Annotated in this window: 11 protein-coding genes and 1 CRISPR repeat array; of the genes, 3 read left to right on the top strand and 8 right to left on the bottom strand. The window is 46.4% G+C overall.

Translation table 11 applies throughout. The features are described from left to right. The first annotated feature begins 5 nt into the window (after positions 1-5). Positions 6-2,183, top strand: coding sequence for a hemerythrin domain-containing protein (locus tag EP25_RS0114860; RefSeq protein ID WP_051906730.1), 2,178 nt, complete (start codon positions 6-8; stop codon positions 2,181-2,183). A 55-nt stretch (positions 2,184-2,238) separates the two neighbouring features. After that, positions 2,239-2,946, top strand: coding sequence for an NlpC/P60 family protein (locus EP25_RS0114855; protein WP_031434623.1), 708 nt, complete (start codon positions 2,239-2,241; stop codon positions 2,944-2,946). A 453-nt stretch (positions 2,947-3,399) separates the two neighbouring features. On the opposite strand, the gene EP25_RS0114850 is transcribed toward EP25_RS0114855, so the two are convergent. From EP25_RS0114850 to cas5fv, 6 genes are all read right to left on the bottom strand, one after another. Continuing rightward, a complete protein-coding gene (locus EP25_RS0114850) occupies positions 3,400-4,011 on the bottom strand; it encodes a flavodoxin family protein (protein WP_031434622.1) in 612 nt (203 codons plus the stop codon). Positions 4,012-4,225: 214 nt separating this feature from the next. Then, positions 4,226-5,026 carry a ParB/RepB/Spo0J family partition protein gene (locus EP25_RS0114845; RefSeq protein ID WP_031434621.1) on the bottom strand — a complete coding sequence of 267 codons (801 nt, stop codon included), beginning with the start codon at positions 5,024-5,026 and terminating at the stop codon, positions 4,226-4,228. Positions 5,027-5,214: 188 nt separating this feature from the next. Next, on the bottom strand, positions 5,215-6,264 hold the full coding sequence (locus EP25_RS0114840) for an alpha/beta fold hydrolase (protein ID WP_031434620.1): 1,050 nt from the start codon (positions 6,262-6,264) through the stop codon (positions 5,215-5,217). Between the two features lie 344 nt (positions 6,265-6,608). Then, positions 6,609-10,661: direct repeats of the CRISPR family, unit length 28 nt; unit sequence TTTCTAAGCTGCCTGTGCGGCAGTGAAC. 265 nt (positions 10,662-10,926) lie between these two features. After that, complete coding sequence (locus tag EP25_RS0114835; protein WP_031434619.1) at positions 10,927-11,457, bottom strand: REP-associated tyrosine transposase; 531 nt, start codon at positions 11,455-11,457, stop codon at positions 10,927-10,929. 57 nt (positions 11,458-11,514) lie between these two features. Beyond that, entirely contained in the window at positions 11,515-12,069 is a 555-nt protein-coding gene (gene cas6f / locus EP25_RS0114830) for a type I-F CRISPR-associated endoribonuclease Cas6/Csy4 (protein WP_031434618.1), read from the bottom strand. Positions 12,070-12,081: 12 nt separating this feature from the next. Then, positions 12,082-12,771 carry a type I-Fv CRISPR-associated protein Cas5fv gene (cas5fv, locus tag EP25_RS0114825; RefSeq protein WP_051906728.1) on the bottom strand — a complete coding sequence of 230 codons (690 nt, stop codon included), beginning with the start codon at positions 12,769-12,771 and terminating at the stop codon, positions 12,082-12,084. A gap of 195 nt (positions 12,772-12,966) precedes the next feature. On the opposite strand from cas5fv, the gene EP25_RS0114820 reads away from it, so the two are divergent. Next, complete coding sequence (locus EP25_RS0114820; RefSeq protein WP_031432119.1) at positions 12,967-14,301, top strand: IS1380 family transposase; 1,335 nt, start codon at positions 12,967-12,969, stop codon at positions 14,299-14,301. Positions 14,302-14,511: 210 nt separating this feature from the next. On the opposite strand, the gene EP25_RS0114815 is transcribed toward EP25_RS0114820, so the two are convergent. Beyond that, positions 14,512-14,757, bottom strand: a complete 246-nt coding sequence (locus EP25_RS0114815) for a hypothetical protein (protein ID WP_031434616.1) — start codon at positions 14,755-14,757, stop codon at positions 14,512-14,514. A 13-nt stretch (positions 14,758-14,770) separates the two neighbouring features. Beyond that, positions 14,771-15,715 carry a type I-Fv CRISPR-associated protein Cas7fv gene (gene cas7fv, locus EP25_RS0114810; protein ID WP_031434615.1) on the bottom strand — a complete coding sequence of 315 codons (945 nt, stop codon included), beginning with the start codon at positions 15,713-15,715 and terminating at the stop codon, positions 14,771-14,773.

The raw sequence follows: 15,715 nt of genomic DNA, 5'->3' as shown, positions 1-15,715 counted from the left end.
GTATCATGCGTATTCTTCTTGTTTCCTCGGCATTTTCCGGTCTCACCCAGCGCTTTTACACCGAACTCAAGGAAGCGGGCTACACGGTGTCGGTCGAATTACATTCGGGAGACTCCGAACAATTGATGGAAGGGGTAGCTTTATTCAAACCCGATTTAATTATTTGTCCGTTTTTAACCCACCGCATTCCCAATATGCTTTTCGAAAGCACGACTTGCTTGATCGTCCACCCCGGTATCAAAGGCGACCGGGGGCCCTCTTCCCTCGACTGGGCCATACAAAACGGCGTCGGGGAATGGGGCGTGACCTTGTTGGAAGCCAGGGAAGAAATGGATGCAGGCGATATCTGGACGAGCAAAACATTTCCGATGCGGCTGGCGAGCAAAAGCAGCATCTTCAATCGGGAAGTGACGCAAGCCGCCATCGACTGCTTATGGGAAGCACTGACTTATTTCGAAGCACCAGATTTCAAGCCGGAACCATTGGATTACACGAACCCCAACGTCAAGGGAAAACTATTACCTTTCATGAAACAGCCAGAACGTGCCATCGATTGGAAAAGGCATAGAACCAATGAAGTGCTCAGACGCATTCATGCCGCCGATGGCAGCCCGGGATTACTGGACGAAATCCATGGCCAACCCTTCTATCTGTTTAACGCCCATCAAGCGACAGGATTCAACGGCAAGCCCGGAGAAATTATCGCCACGACCGAGCACGCCATTTGCCGGGCGACCGTCGACGGGGCCGTCTGGATTGGACATTTGCAACCTAAATTGGAAACCGGCAAGGGCATTAAACTACCGGCCACGATGGCATTGCAAAACCTAATACCCGAAGCCGAGAAAACGCATCCGATCAAAACCCTGTTTGGCAAAAATCCCAAGAAACTTGACATCGATTATCTTCAACCAGGACGCCAACTGCCATTCCAGGAAGTATGGTACGAAGTCGAAGAAGACGTCGCCTATCTCCACTTCGCCTTCCACAACGGTGGCATGAGCACGGCACAATGCCGTCTGTTGCTGAAAGTCTACAGGCATGTGGCAACCCTTGAAGCCAAAGTTATCGTGCTGATGGGAGGAACCGATTCCTGGTCGAATGGCATTCACCTCAACCATATCGAAAATTCCGAAAATCCGGCGGACGAGTCCTGGGCCAATATCAATGCGATCGACGACCTGATTTACCAAATCATCACAACGTTGGATAAAGTCACGATTGCCGCCGTCGCGGGCAATGCCGGCGCCGGCGGCGCGATTTTGGCAATCGCCCCGGACAAGGTATTCGTTCGGGCCGGCGTCGTATTCAATCCACACTATAAAAACATGGGCGAACTATACGGCTCGGAATACTGGACTTATTTATTACCTAAACGGGTAGGACTGGATATCGCCATGGATTTGACCGAACAACGCTTGCCCATTGGCAGCAAGAAAGCCTGGCAAATAGGCTTGGTAGACAAAGTCCTCGATAAACAACATGAAATTTTCTATGCGCAAGTCAAACACCTGGCTAAAACCTATTGCGCGGACAGCGAAGCCCTACGCAATTGGCTGGACGAAAAAGCCAGAATCCGCTGTTTCGATGAATCTAACAAAGCATTATCGTCTTATCGACAATTCGAATTAACGCAAATGTATGCTAATTTTTATGGTAATGAGCAATACCATCAGGCCCGTAAAAAATTCGTTTACAAACTTGCAAGCGGTCCGGGTACCCCATTAAACATCGCAACACACCGCCAAACACCCGCTATGACCGCTAACGTTTCTCCCGGAAGTTTGGGTCATTTTATTTGGCAGGATGTTTTGCAAGTGGGCAACGAACAAGTTGACAAAGAACACCGGGATGTTTTCATACTAGCCAACAAACTGTTCGATGACACGGAGCAAATGGACAGATTGCGGCATATTGAACAGCTGCTGCAACACGTCCAGGAACATTTCAGCGCCGAGGAAAAGCTGATGAAAAAATCAAAGTACGCCGAGCGCGACGAGCATTGTCACGAACACCGAATGATGCTCAAACATATGGAGGAAATGAAACGTGTCGCTAATCAACAGGCCTGGACGCCGCTATTCATTGAAAACTTCATGAATACCTGGAGCAAACATATCCTGCACAGCGATATTAAGTTAAGCGGGACAGTAAAAAATCAACCTTTAATAGCTGTTAACTGAATACCGAACAACCAATATTTTTAAACGCTCTAACAAAAACCGATAAAAACGAATCATGACGACAAAAGACATTCAACAAGCACTCAAGGACGCAGGTTTCGATCCAGGACCGATCGATGGTGTCAGAGGCAGAAACACCATCAAGGCGATCAAGCAGTTTCAAGCCGCCAATGGCTTGGCAGTAGACGGTCTGCTCGGACCTGAGACTAGTGTCGTGTTATTCGGCAACCAAGCCCGCGCCCCCGTTGAATTTCAAATTCCCGCCACCGTGCCTTGGCTGGAAGAAGCCCACATGCTACTCGGGATACAAGAGCGTCCGGGCCGGGGCTCGAACGAGGCCATTCTCGATTGGGCGGAGGATTTGGAGCTCCATTCCTATAATGACGACGACATTCCGTGGTGCGGTTTATTCGTTGCCCATTGCGTGGGCTCGCAAATGACGGAAGAAGCCTTGCCGACCAATCCGTTGGGAGCGCGCAATTGGGCCAAATTCGGGCATGAAGTCTCGCCGCGGCTGGGCTCGGTGATGGTTTTCTGGCGCGGCAGTCCGAACGGCTGGAAAGGCCATGTCGGCTTCTATTGGGCGGAAGACGACGAAGCCTACCATATATTGGGCGGCAATCAATCCAACTCGGTCAGCATTACCCGTCTTGCAAAAAATCGCTTGCTTTCCGCTCGCTGGCCGTCCACCGGCCTGTCGGATGGCGGGGTGGTCCGGACTGCGGCCAAGAACGGCCGACTGCTATCCACCAATGAAGCCTGATTTGCTAATAATGCGGGCAGGCCGACAAAACAGCTAACTGGGGAAAAGCGCCAGCATGGCTCATGCCGTCAATGAAGGACGCGCTGGCGCTTGCTGCAACCGGCAATAAATGCGGCCCCTTCCCGGCTAAGGACTTAGTTGCTACTAATGTCACCATTATGGCGCCCATGCTCCAGCGCTCATCGTTATACACATCCTTATGTTTGCCACGTCATTCCGGCAGGATAGCCGATTTGCATTAACCCGAAGGGCAGTCTACAAGAAAGTAGATTGTGAATCCAAGCTACATGGATGTATAACGCCATCCTTGGCACTGGATACCCTCTTCCCGGCGGGTATGACGACGAGTGCTGCAGCGTTGCCGCGGGACGCAAAGCGGCCTGCGCATGCATGTCCATGCTGGAGCATGGATACGATTACAATGAGCGTCCGGGAAGTTATTTTTACCAACGATCATTTCCGCAATAATTTCCGCGCCAGCTTTTGCGCGGTCTTTTTCTGTTTCGCGGTCAGTGCCACGTCTTCTCGATTGACCTTCCCTATCCATAACACGCCGACCGGCTTGGCATGTAGCAATTTGGACAGCATTTTCAAGGCCGACAACGCAGCGGTCAAATAACGCCCCATCCAGGCCGGCGCGGCGGACGAAGACACCAACAGCGACCGCTTGTTCAGCGTCTTATTCCGGATTTTCGGAATCGGCTCGCCCCAGGGCCAGTAACCGAAACCGGCGCAACGCTCCATGAATTTGCGCGTCAGGGCATTAACATTATTCATATTCACTGGCGCGCCGAGGACCAGATAATCGGCCTCGCCGATTCTGTCCAACAGGGGATTCATCTCATCATCGATGACGCAGCGCCCCCTCGCATCGCCTGCCGCCTGCATGCATTCGCGGCAATTGGTGCAAAATTCGATATACTGATCCAGCAGGTAGATTTTTTCCGTTTCCACGCCGAACCGTTCGACCTCATTGAGAATCTCGTCGACTGCCGAATCGATCGCCCCCTGCTTCCGATAGCTGCCGACGAGGGCGACGAGTTTACGTGGTTCCCCTTCATTCATATTCCCCTCCTCCCCATTGGCGTGACGACATGGGCTGGATGAAACCTTGACCTTTTTCGTGGAAACTTGGCCACAGAGCGATCACCACGATTTTAACGGTCGTTGAATCATCGAAACCGCAGGAGGCCCGCCCTCCGGCCGAAGGCGGCACTCCTACAAAACACATCAAGCATTCGACCTCGTTACCCGGTCCTCGGGTTCCTTGGCTTTGCCGCTAAGCCTCGTCATCCCACAAAATCGGAAACGCCTTGCGTACACGTTCGAGATGCGCGTCCTCGACATTTTTCCCTCGCAGCGTCACCAACAAGGCATAAATATCGTGGCTGTCCACTTCGAAGGTTTGCTTGGGCCCCGAATCCAACCTTTTCGACAAACGCTTGATCGTCGTATGCATCGGCAGCGGTTTCGGCACCGGCCGCGCTGCCGGTCGGGCCAACTCGTTTTCGATGATCTCTTTTTCGTTACCGGGCGGCGCCTGCAACGCCTTGCGCAAAATGTCCTTGGCGCGGGACCAGGAAAGATCGCCGGAAGCCAGTTTCTCGCGCATCGGTTCCGTCGTCAACGGAGCATAGCGGATGATATCATCGATCCAACTAACGCTTTTGTCGAAGAAATCGGCAATGCGTTCCTTGGACCAATTGGCGTTATTGAGATAAATGACGGTCTGAAAATAATCGGTGATCCGCGTATCGACGCGATCGGAATTCAATTTTAAATTGAGCGCCTTGATCTCGTCGGGATCGCCGGTTACAACACGAACATCCACGCGGTCGAAATAACCGGGATTATCTCGGCGAATACCTTGAATCGCCTCCATACGATGAAAGCCCCCCACCAGGTAATATTCCCTGCCGTTTCGTTCCCACACCACTAACGGCTCGAACAAGCCGTTGGCGACGATATCTTTTTCCAAATGAGCGACCTTAGCCATATCGAGGTCTCTATGGTTGGTCAGCGTATGATGAAATTCGATCTGTTCGATCGGCAAATATTCGTACCGTTTGGTAGCTAGCATGGTTTGATCTCGTATTAGAAGTGATATAAGGAGAAGAGCAGCGAAAATTCTAACCCTTGTGCGACAGTCATTACAATGGTTTTAACCAGTGTGAATTTGCTATTTATGAAATAGACGCTGCTCTCTTAACACAATAAAAAGCGGTGAGTTTATTAATTGTCCATCTTAAGGTTTACACCACCGACCGTTTATTCATTCGTGGATAGGATATCTCTATATATACTGTCAATCTTTGAAAAATCCTCTCCAAAACAGCCTAACATTGAAAAGTGCCCCATGCGTGATGGAATTATTTCTAATTCACTTTTAACGATAAATTGCTGTTCATACATACAGTCCTCTACGGGTACAAACATATCTTTTTCAAATGCTATCACACGCGTTATAGCCGTTATACGTTCTAGAGCCATTTTGAGGTTGTTTTTGTAATGCTTACTTGAATCGCCATTTTTCCATTTTTCAGCCAGGACCAATAAAACATTCGGATCCGTAGGCAAAAACCAGGCTTCCCAGAAATCTGTCAGAAACTGCTGCATATTTTCAAACCCCAGTCGTTTCCAATCTTCACATTTGTAAAATCCGGTACTACATCCCATCAATGCAAAAACACGCGCAAGACGCTTCAGTCCCGCTACACAAGCATGTGGCTCTTTATATTCACCGTTTTCCCAGGCTGGATCCGATTTTAATGCTTCACAAAACACCTCAACATATAAGCGGTCATGGGGTGTGCATCTAGCAGTCCCCGCGATCGGTACAGCACGCTTTACCATGTCTGGATAGCGAATCGCCCATTCATAGGTTTGCTGGGCGCCCATAGACCAACCAGTCACCAATTGCAATTCGCTTATTCCAAAATGTTCGGTTAATAATTGGTATTGTGCTTCGACATCGTCACCAATTGATAAACGAGGAAATCTAGACATTGCCTGGGCTTCATTTGCATTTTGTGGTGAAGTGGAAAGCCCATTACCTAGTTGATTAGGCAGAATAATGCAATATTTAGTCGGATCTAAAGCAAAGCCTTCACCAATGTAATGCTCCATGTGTTTGGATGTTCCTGAAAACATAATGGTCATCAGGATAGCATTATCCTTAGCTTCATTTAGTTTCCCATGAACCGCGTAAGCTAACTTGGCATCGGTCAGTATCTCTCCGGACTCCAGCATAAAGTTACCAAGTTCAAAATATTCAAAAGGTCCATGCTGTTCTTGACTGTAAAATGTATTTTCAAACATCGTACTCCCCCCCCGGTTAGTTACTATAAAGCTTTTGTGGATTTTATGTAACTGTTTCCAAACCACAATCTATGAAACAGATTTGATGTCTGATTGACACCTTTAATCGTAAGGCATAATCAGAATGCCCAACCTTTTAAGTGGTGTCGTAGAGAAGTATTTGGTAGCCAGAATAAAAATACGATATTTAATTTACGCAATTAAAAACTTGCTTTTTTATCTATGCGCCTCTAACGTTTTCTTTATTAAGTGAGCGTGATGAATACGTCAGGTTTTCAACGGTTAGAATCAATAAACTTTTTGATGCAAAGAGACCCGAATCCTGAATTCTTGGAAAAAGTAATTTTCTAAGCTGCCTGTGCGGCAGTGAACTGCGATCAAGAGCAGGTTGTTTAAGCTGTGGCTTTCTAAGCTGCCTGTGCGGCAGTGAACAATACGACTTGCGTACCGATACAGGAACTGGCTTTCTAAGCTGCCTGTGCGGCAGTGAACCTTAAAAAGTACCGACTGACTAATTTATGTTATTTCTAAGCTGCCTGTGCGGCAGTGAACTTGTTTAGAATTTATTAAATATTTTTGCCAACTTTCTAAGCTGCCTGTGCGGCAGTGAACGTGTTTCTCAGTTGTTTAAAATACCGGATCATTTTCTAAGCTGCCTGTGCGGCAGTGAACTGTAGCCGTCTGGTATTGATGGGGATCCATGATTTCTAAGCTGCCTGTGCGGCAGTGAACAAGAATCAGCAATCTGGCTATCAGACAATTGATTTCTAAGCTGCCTGTGCGGCAGTGAACACTCATCGTCTCAGATTGTTTGTGCCATTTTAATTTCTAAGCTGCCTGTGCGGCAGTGAACAATTGTCGCGCTTGTTGCTGCGAAGTTAGCAATTTCTAAGCTGCCTGTGCGGCAGTGAACCCAAATCGATCTTTTTAACGCATAAAAAAAAGTTTCTAAGCTGCCTGTGCGGCAGTGAACGCTGCCGGGGCTGTCGGTTTTGTCATGTTGAATTTCTAAGCTGCCTGTGCGGCAGTGAACATCTGTTGGCAGGGTCGTGGCTGCGTGCAAATTTTCTAAGCTGCCTGTGCGGCAGTGAACTACTACGAACAAATGCATTCGTGTGTCCGCTTTTTCTAAGCTGCCTGTGCGGCAGTGAACGATACTAGATCACAAAAAGACATTGATTTATTTTTCTAAGCTGCCTGTGCGGCAGTGAACGTCTGAACCGCATCATGACGGGACGCCACACTTTTCTAAGCTGCCTGTGCGGCAGTGAACTATTATGTATTTCGCCGTTTATAGCGCCCGTATTTCTAAGCTGCCTGTGCGGCAGTGAACTGATGTTTGACAAAACCGAATTTGCTCTCTGATTTCTAAGCTGCCTGTGCGGCAGTGAACCGATGTGGGCAATACCAATGCCTTGCCTATGTTTTCTAAGCTGCCTGTGCGGCAGTGAACCTAGCTTACTGTTATAACCCGATGCCACTAGCTTTCTAAGCTGCCTGTGCGGCAGTGAACCGGGTTCGGGTTCGACATGAATAACCCGTTGTTTTCTAAGCTGCCTGTGCGGCAGTGAACTTGCACTGGAATAACGCCAATGTTCTGGTCGGTTTCTAAGCTGCCTGTGCGGCAGTGAACTAAGCCAGCCGCCACCCTCGGCACGTTTGGATTTTCTAAGCTGCCTGTGCGGCAGTGAACTACACCAATTTCGGCAACGTAACGATTTCAAGATTTCTAAGCTGCCTGTGCGGCAGTGAACATCATTCGATAAAAATTTCACCCTAGGCGGCTTTTCTAAGCTGCCTGTGCGGCAGTGAACTCATGCCATATCTTTTTAACGTCTTTGTCCTTTTTCTAAGCTGCCTGTGCGGCAGTGAACGGATACGTGAGAGGGTAATAAATGATTAGATCTTTCTAAGCTGCCTGTGCGGCAGTGAACTTTAAGGCGTAACTGTGGACTTTTCAAGTTTTTTTCTAAGCTGCCTGTGCGGCAGTGAACTTTAAGGCGTAACTGTGGACTTTTCAAGTTTTTTTCTAAGCTGCCTGTGCGGCAGTGAACAGCGGAAAAACGCATTCTGTATTTATGCAACCTTTCTAAGCTGCCTGTGCGGCAGTGAACCTTCCTGCACAGTGTGAAGTTGATATATCTATTTTCTAAGCTGCCTGTGCGGCAGTGAACACGGCAACGGCATAAATGAATCATTACACGCTTTTCTAAGCTGCCTGTGCGGCAGTGAACGATTAGCATATAATGCTGCTGTTCATATGTGTGTTTCTAAGCTGCCTGTGCGGCAGTGAACGAGTACAAAGGATTGTTGCACCAGCTTAAAGCTTTCTAAGCTGCCTGTGCGGCAGTGAACTCAGTACCGCCCACGGCTTACGGCAGTCGTGTTTTCTAAGCTGCCTGTGCGGCAGTGAACAATGTATTAGGGTTTTAAGATCATCAGTCAAATTTCTAAGCTGCCTGTGCGGCAGTGAACCTGATTACACTTCTCGTAATATAGTAATTGATTTTCTAAGCTGCCTGTGCGGCAGTGAACCAACTGATAATGAAGAAGCGAGGATTACACAATTTCTAAGCTGCCTGTGCGGCAGTGAACGTTCGACGAGTACAACAATTAACAACCCGGACTTTCTAAGCTGCCTGTGCGGCAGTGAACAAAGTTTGACCAGACTGGATACGAGCAAGTGTTTTCTAAGCTGCCTGTGCGGCAGTGAACGACCAAGCTAATAATGCAGTAGGAGGAATTGATTTCTAAGCTGCCTGTGCGGCAGTGAACCTGCACCTGCTAAAACAATTTCAAATAAAACTTTTCTAAGCTGCCTGTGCGGCAGTGAACCCGGTGCCGGTGCCGATACCGGTGCCGATGCCTTTCTAAGCTGCCTGTGCGGCAGTGAACGTATGATGCTTATGATACTGACCAAAAGTTTATTTCTAAGCTGCCTGTGCGGCAGTGAACAATCACCTTTAGTCGATCAGTGGGAGTATAAATTTCTAAGCTGCCTGTGCGGCAGTGAACTCCTGGGTAATGCCAACTAATACTTCCTTTTTTTTCTAAGCTGCCTGTGCGGCAGTGAACTTGAATAAGACCGGTTCTTTGCCTCAGGGTACTTTCTAAGCTGCCTGTGCGGCAGTGAACGAAAAAATAAAAGTGAGCTGCAATGTTCTTCATTTCTAAGCTGCCTGTGCGGCAGTGAACAAAAATAAGAAGCAGCAAACAGTTAGCCTCCTTTTCTAAGCTGCCTGTGCGGCAGTGAACTTCAGGAACATCTAAGCCTGATAATTATACTCATTTCTAAGCTGCCTGTGCGGCAGTGAACTTCGTCTTTTTCTTGGGGTGTATCACTGGGTTTTTCTAAGCTGCCTGTGCGGCAGTGAACTCTTTTTTGATTGTCTACTCTACTTTTATATCTTTCTAAGCTGCCTGTGCGGCAGTGAACTCAGACTCAGTACATTCATGAGTGGGAAGCGATTTCTAAGCTGCCTGTGCGGCAGTGAACAATAACCGGAGCCTTCAAGGAAATGTCGGCTTTTTCTAAGCTGCCTGTGCGGCAGTGAACAGTTGGTGCAGTAAAAATAAAAGCTGAAAAAATTTCTAAGCTGCCTGTGCGGCAGTGAACGTTTATGCGTTAGAAAATAATCGTTTACAAACTTTCTAAGCTGCCTGTGCGGCAGTGAACAAACATCTCGTAATGGTTTAAGTTCATCACATTTTCTAAGCTGCCTGTGCGGCAGTGAACTCTTTTTTGATTGTTTACTCTACTTTTATATCTTTCTAAGCTGCCTGTGCGGCAGTGAACGTTTATTTTATAGTACAAGATTTGGAATCTGTTTTCTAAGCTGCCTGTGCGGCAGTGAACTACCACGACTTAAAACATAACCACCCAAACGATTTCTAAGCTGCCTGTGCGGCAGTGAACAATGGGCGAGGATTGGCTGGGTTGTTTCTCAATTTCTAAGCTGCCTGTGCGGCAGTGAACAGCCTATGCAGCTGTTCCTACTAACCGATGTATTTCTAAGCTGCCTGTGCGGCAGTGAACACAATATGAAGGCAGAAAAAACCTTCCGTACATTTCTAAGCTGCCTGTGCGGCAGTGAACGGGGAAACCTCGGCCGTTTTTTTTTGTTTAATTTTTCTAAGCTGCCTGTGCGGCAGTGAACTGATGTTATCGGATGCCCAAATGATTACACATTTTCTAAGCTGCCTGTGCGGCAGTGAACTATTACACACCCCCCGATAATGATTTATAGATTTTCTAAGCTGCCTGTGCGGCAGTGAACGTTGGCAAAGAGATGATTGATTTGACTGAAATTTTCTAAGCTGCCTGTGCGGCAGTGAACTTAGAAATTTATACTCCCACTGATCGACTAAATTTCTAAGCTGCCTGTGCGGCAGTGAACTGTAGTATAAAACTCAAAAAAATAATGGCAACAGCTACTTATCCCAAAATAGCCGTTTTAACCATTATTTTTTGCTGTCTTATAACTTATTGATTTTTCCGTATTGTTAAAGAGCTTAAATTTTTTTGGGTCAAATCACAAAATTTCCGGGATTAAGCAAATACCCCGCCAAAAGCTTCCACGCCCATTCCGGAATTGAGTTCCGCTTAGACTCGTTTGCCATTTCTCTCGTTACCACGCTCCTGCGTGGTAACGCATACGGGTTTTACCAATCCTTACAAACCTCAATCAGCGCATTTTGACCAAGATAATTCCTTGCACTGGAATAACGCCAATGTTCTGGTCGGTCGACATATCCGCGTTTTACCGGGTTTTGATGAATGTAATCAACCTTCTGTCGCATCATTTCAACATTTTGAATCCATTCCGGATGACAACCCTCCTGCCAGAATTGATAAGCACGATCAATTTTGTGCGCTTTTTTATAAAACGCCAATTGATCGAGAATCCGTACAACATTATGTTGATGAAGATAGGCAAGCAATTCCTTGGACGTATAAGATTTAAAGCGGGCCAAGTCACGGCCTAATTGCTTACTTTGAACCACTAAATGCATGTGATTCTCCAAAATCACAAAGGCGTATAACTTCAAGCCTTCTTCGGTCAAATGCTCTAACGAATCCAGCAAGATAGATACCGTTGCCGGACGTGTGAATACCGGTATCCAATGTAAAACCGTCAGTGTGACAAAATGCGGTAATTCGTCGTCAACGATTTTATAGCGACTTCTACCCATTCTGAAACTCCGTATGCATTCCCACCGTGGACGGTGGGAACGAGATTGGTTTTCGGCCTACTTAAACCAAGGAACGGTAGCGGTTTTACTTAAGCCAAATTGATCAAACTCTCCTTGCACCGGTTTATCCATCAACTTGCTAAACGCAATATAGCGCCTGTGCAAATGCCCATTGGATGCACTCTGTAATTCCAGAAATGGATTGTCCAATCCCTTTTGAAACATCCTGGCTTTGTATTGCTTAACTTCACTTTTCCGGATAGAGCCACGCTTAATCAAACGTTTGAGCTTTGCCGGTGACATCGTGCTCTGGATACGCGACACAATGCGATATTGAACTTGGTCGGGTATTGATTGAACTGGAGAAATTGTGCAATAGCCGATCAAGCCACCTAACCAGTCACCTTGTTGCAAAGCTTCTAGTCGCTTTTCCGTAGCATGAACTCTAATCACACAACCCAGTTTTAATTTGTATTCTGGAAAACTGACTCCAATATCTGTGGACTTTAAATCGCATAATGCTTTGTGCAGTTTGGTATAAACCTTATTGAGCAATACGTTTTCCGGCATTTCGGCATTGGGTTTGATTCGAACATCGACGTAATGTTGCATAATAACCTCCCGTTAAACCCGAATGGCACTAACGTAGGCCAAGCCCTTTTTACCCAGATAAAAACTGGATACGCCGGCATAGTCAATCAGTTTTTTTAGTTCCTGGGCTTTCTCTTTCGGAATATTCAGGTTAATTTCCAATTGACCACTGGCTTTGGTGAGTAAGCGTTTAACTTTACCTTCTCCTGCAATAAATTCTTCCCGAATATAGGGATTTCCCCAGACTTTTTTCTTTTCTCCGGTGGTATAACGCCCCATAAAATCCTTTTTGGTAAAGCCATTTTTGGAAATACCACTGATACCTCCAGCTTTAGTTTTAGCTGAACTCATATCATATTTTTTAGCCAGCCGTTCTAATTGAAGGTACAAGGCAGAACAGTATAGACTGACAGGTGAAACCAGCTCTTTTTTCAAGCCCTTAAATTCTTCAAATCGACTTTTTAATTGCAAATATGCTTTATTGATTTCATCGACATTTTCAATAGCCTTGAGTTTGTTCAATTCTTCGAGTCTGGCGATAATGATTAATGGGTCAGCATCAATGTCTTTGACGATCTCTGTGTTATTCACTATAAAATCGCATAACTCAACCAAGTCTAACGCCAGTACACCCCAAAATTCAGATGAATAATCCGATTGAAAAATCGGATCATTAATTTTAATCATACCGGTATAAGAGTTCTGGTCTGTACTCCCCGTCATGTTGCGTATATACACAATTTCATGATTAATAGTTCTACTGCTCTCCTTATCATTAAAGTCAATTTGTGACTCGATCTCTTTAAAGTAATACCTGAATCCGTGACTTAAGAAGTGATAATCTCTTCTATCCTAATGATTTAACAAGCTTAATCTGGGATAATGTCGTTATTTCTTCATTCACCCACTCAGTGAATCATGAAACGATTTATCCTGGAGCAGTCAGAAACTGAATTTTATACCAGCCATTCCGGATTAGCCTTAGTGGGCTTATGTTTGAATCAGTATGGCCAACTCAATCAAGTGCTGGATAAGGGTATTCCATTGCGCCACGGTATCGCTCATGCCGATATTATCAAAAGCATGATCGGGTCGCTTTGCCTGGGCAAGAGCGATTTCGAAGCGATTGAGAATTACCGCGACGACGACTATTTCAAAACCGCGCTGTCGATTCAACAAGTCCCCTCCAGCGCTCGCCTTAGACAACGGTTGGACGAACACGCCGAGGCACTATTGCCGCTCGTTTATCAGAGCAACATCGATTTTCTGGCCCACGCGCAAGTCCCGGTAACGCCGTTAGCCACTGGTCATGTGGCGCTGGATATCGATGTTTATCCGATGAACAACGAAAAAACGCGCAAGGAAGGCGTCTCCCGGACCTATAAAGGATTCGACGGCTATGCCCCCATCGCGCTTTATTTGGGCCAAGAAGGCTGGTGTCTTGGCAACGAACTGCGCGAAGGCAAGCAACATTGCCAATACGAATTCCTCTATTCCTTGGAGCGCGGACTGACTGCAGCCAAGCGTCTGACACCCTTGCCGTTACTTGTTCGCCTGGATAGCGGGCATGACGCTCTCGACAACCGAATTGTCTTACAGGAAGACGAGCAAGCCGAGTTCATCATCAAATGGAATCCCCGTAAACAGAATGCCGATGCTTGGCTAGCCTACGCCGAGCAACACGGACAATGGGACACACCACGTGAAGGCAAACGGGTGGCCTTATTTAGTGTCACGGAGGAACACACCCGAAACGGCCAAACCTATTCCTGTCGTCGCGTCATGCAAATCACCGAACGAACAACAACGGCTAAGGGACAACTCCTGCTGTTCCCTGAGATCGAGATGGAAGGCTGGTGGACAAGCCTAGCTTCTACCGAATATGACGACACATTGATCGTTCAACTGTATCGTGATCATGCCACCGCCGAGCAATTTCACAGCGAGTTTAAAACGGATCTGGACATCGAACGCTTGCCTTCGGGCAAATTCGCCACCAACGATGTCATCATGACCCTGAGCGCCTACAGCTACAATATCTTGCGCTGGATCGGCCTGATCGGCTTACTGGGGCAACAAAGCCCCATTCGGCATCCGGCCAAACGACGCCGCATCAGAACCGTCATTCAAGAACTCATGTATCTGGCCGCCCGTTTGATCCGTACCGGTCGCCGGTTAAAACTGCGCTTTTCCAACGCTTGCCCCGGCTTTATCGCGTTTGAATCGACCTACACAAAACTCGCCGCCGGTTAACCCTTCAACGTTTTCAGCTTCAAACCATCAGCGTGGCAACACCGCGTTTAATCTCTCTTTGCCCAAAAAACGCCATACCCCTATTATTTTCTCAAAACCTACGAAAAAAAGTTTCAATAATCCTCAGTTAAACTCGACTTTATTGATAGCGTTATAAAATCTCCGAATTTTGGAAAACTCAAGAATTAATTTCCCAACCAATAATTGAAGTCACTGATTCAGGTAATAATTATCTTGCTCTCTGGCCTGGTACAGTTTCCTCTGATCGCCAATCAACCGGTTAAGCAACCCCATAACGGTATCCAATGTAACGTCGCGTTGAATAAAATTCTTTACATCGCTCAAATTGGTCATCGACCCGATAAATTTGCGTCCTTGCTTGGGTAACGGCTCATTATTACTACCATCCAAAAAGGAATTACGCCATGAGGACTCATATTCAATAATGATTTGCATAGTTCACAGCTCCCTACTTGGCTTCAAAATACACCGCATAATCCCCTTGAGGCTGTTCTGAAATATCCGTTTCATCGCGCTTAATCCGCATCATTTTATTGCTGTCGTTATAGTCCACCAGTATCTCATCAACATACATATAAGATTTTGCCTGCCTAATGGAAAGCTGGGAAATGCGTCGAAAAGTTTCTTCCACCAACGCCTGCATAGCATCCTGATTCAACAATATTCCGACTTCCCCTTCCTCAAATATTGTTCCTTTACGGACATAATTGGAATGAAACGTTGCTTCTGGCTTCAGTTCTGGATTTAGAGACTGGATAAATTCAGTTACAACTTGTGCAACCTTTTCCCCCTGACCTTCTTTGATTTCCATCGCTTCACGATCAAATTTTTTGTCCAATGAAATAAATTGCAATTGCTCCAGACTTATGGAGCCATACGAAAGATATTCAGTATCTCCAAAGGTGGTTTTAGAAAAAAATGAAGAACTGTCGCGTTCACCAGCTTGACCAAATTGTTCAAAATTTCCGTTACCTAATTGATCAACAAAGTCTTCAATCAATAATGGACTGGTTCGTTTATTTTGCGTTGCCGGCACGACATAACCACGAATCAGGCCAGTAATCGAAGCTAATACCTGCTGCAAATTGCTCTTTTTGGCGTAGTGAAGATCAAACGCCTGTTCTCGAAACAGATGATGACGTATGCAGTTTTGACTGATGTAGAGCGGTGTCTTTTTAAAATCAATATCAGTGGGCTCTTTGCGGTATTTGTAACCGGTATCTTTGACTTTACCGGATAGATTGCTATAACCGCGCAATTTGGGCAGCGTATGGTTGTCTACGGTCGTACCGTTTTCTTGTGCCAGATTAGTTGGCCCATTCCAATTCACTACGCCGTGACCCAATGCTTTAATCTTGAAATCAACGCTTTTAATACCGGTTATTTGTTCCAT

It is taken from the genome of Methylomarinum vadi (genome assembly GCF_000733935.1).
Classification (GTDB): domain Bacteria; phylum Pseudomonadota; class Gammaproteobacteria; order Methylococcales; family Methylomonadaceae; genus Methylomarinum; species Methylomarinum vadi.
Note: the sequence above shows the minus strand (reverse complement) of the source record. Positions and strands in the feature narration are given on the sequence as shown.

What these genes read in the sequence shown, in the direction of transcription:
- EP25_RS0114845 (WP_031434621.1), bottom strand. Translation starts at nt 5,026, where the DNA reads ATGCTAGCTACCAAACGGTACGAATATTTGCCGATCGAACAGATCGAA.
- cas6f (WP_031434618.1), bottom strand. Translation starts at nt 12,069, where the DNA reads ATGCAACATTACGTCGATGTTCGAATCAAACCCAATGCCGAAATGCCG.
- EP25_RS0114855 (WP_031434623.1), top strand. Translation starts at nt 2,239, where the DNA reads ATGACGACAAAAGACATTCAACAAGCACTCAAGGACGCAGGTTTCGAT.
- EP25_RS0114840 (WP_031434620.1), bottom strand. Translation starts at nt 6,264, where the DNA reads ATGTTTGAAAATACATTTTACAGTCAAGAACAGCATGGACCTTTTGAA.
- EP25_RS0114860 (WP_051906730.1), top strand. Translation starts at nt 6, where the DNA reads ATGCGTATTCTTCTTGTTTCCTCGGCATTTTCCGGTCTCACCCAGCGC.
- EP25_RS0114820 (WP_031432119.1), top strand. Translation starts at nt 12,967, where the DNA reads ATGAAACGATTTATCCTGGAGCAGTCAGAAACTGAATTTTATACCAGC.
- EP25_RS0114835 (WP_031434619.1), bottom strand. Translation starts at nt 11,457, where the DNA reads ATGGGTAGAAGTCGCTATAAAATCGTTGACGACGAATTACCGCATTTT.
- EP25_RS0114850 (WP_031434622.1), bottom strand. Translation starts at nt 4,011, where the DNA reads ATGAATGAAGGGGAACCACGTAAACTCGTCGCCCTCGTCGGCAGCTAT.
- EP25_RS0114815 (WP_031434616.1), bottom strand. Translation starts at nt 14,757, where the DNA reads ATGCAAATCATTATTGAATATGAGTCCTCATGGCGTAATTCCTTTTTG.
- cas5fv (WP_051906728.1), bottom strand. Translation starts at nt 12,771, where the DNA reads ATGACGGGGAGTACAGACCAGAACTCTTATACCGGTATGATTAAAATT.
- cas7fv (WP_031434615.1), bottom strand. Translation starts at nt 15,715, where the DNA reads ATGGAACAAATAACCGGTATTAAAAGCGTTGATTTCAAGATTAAAGCA.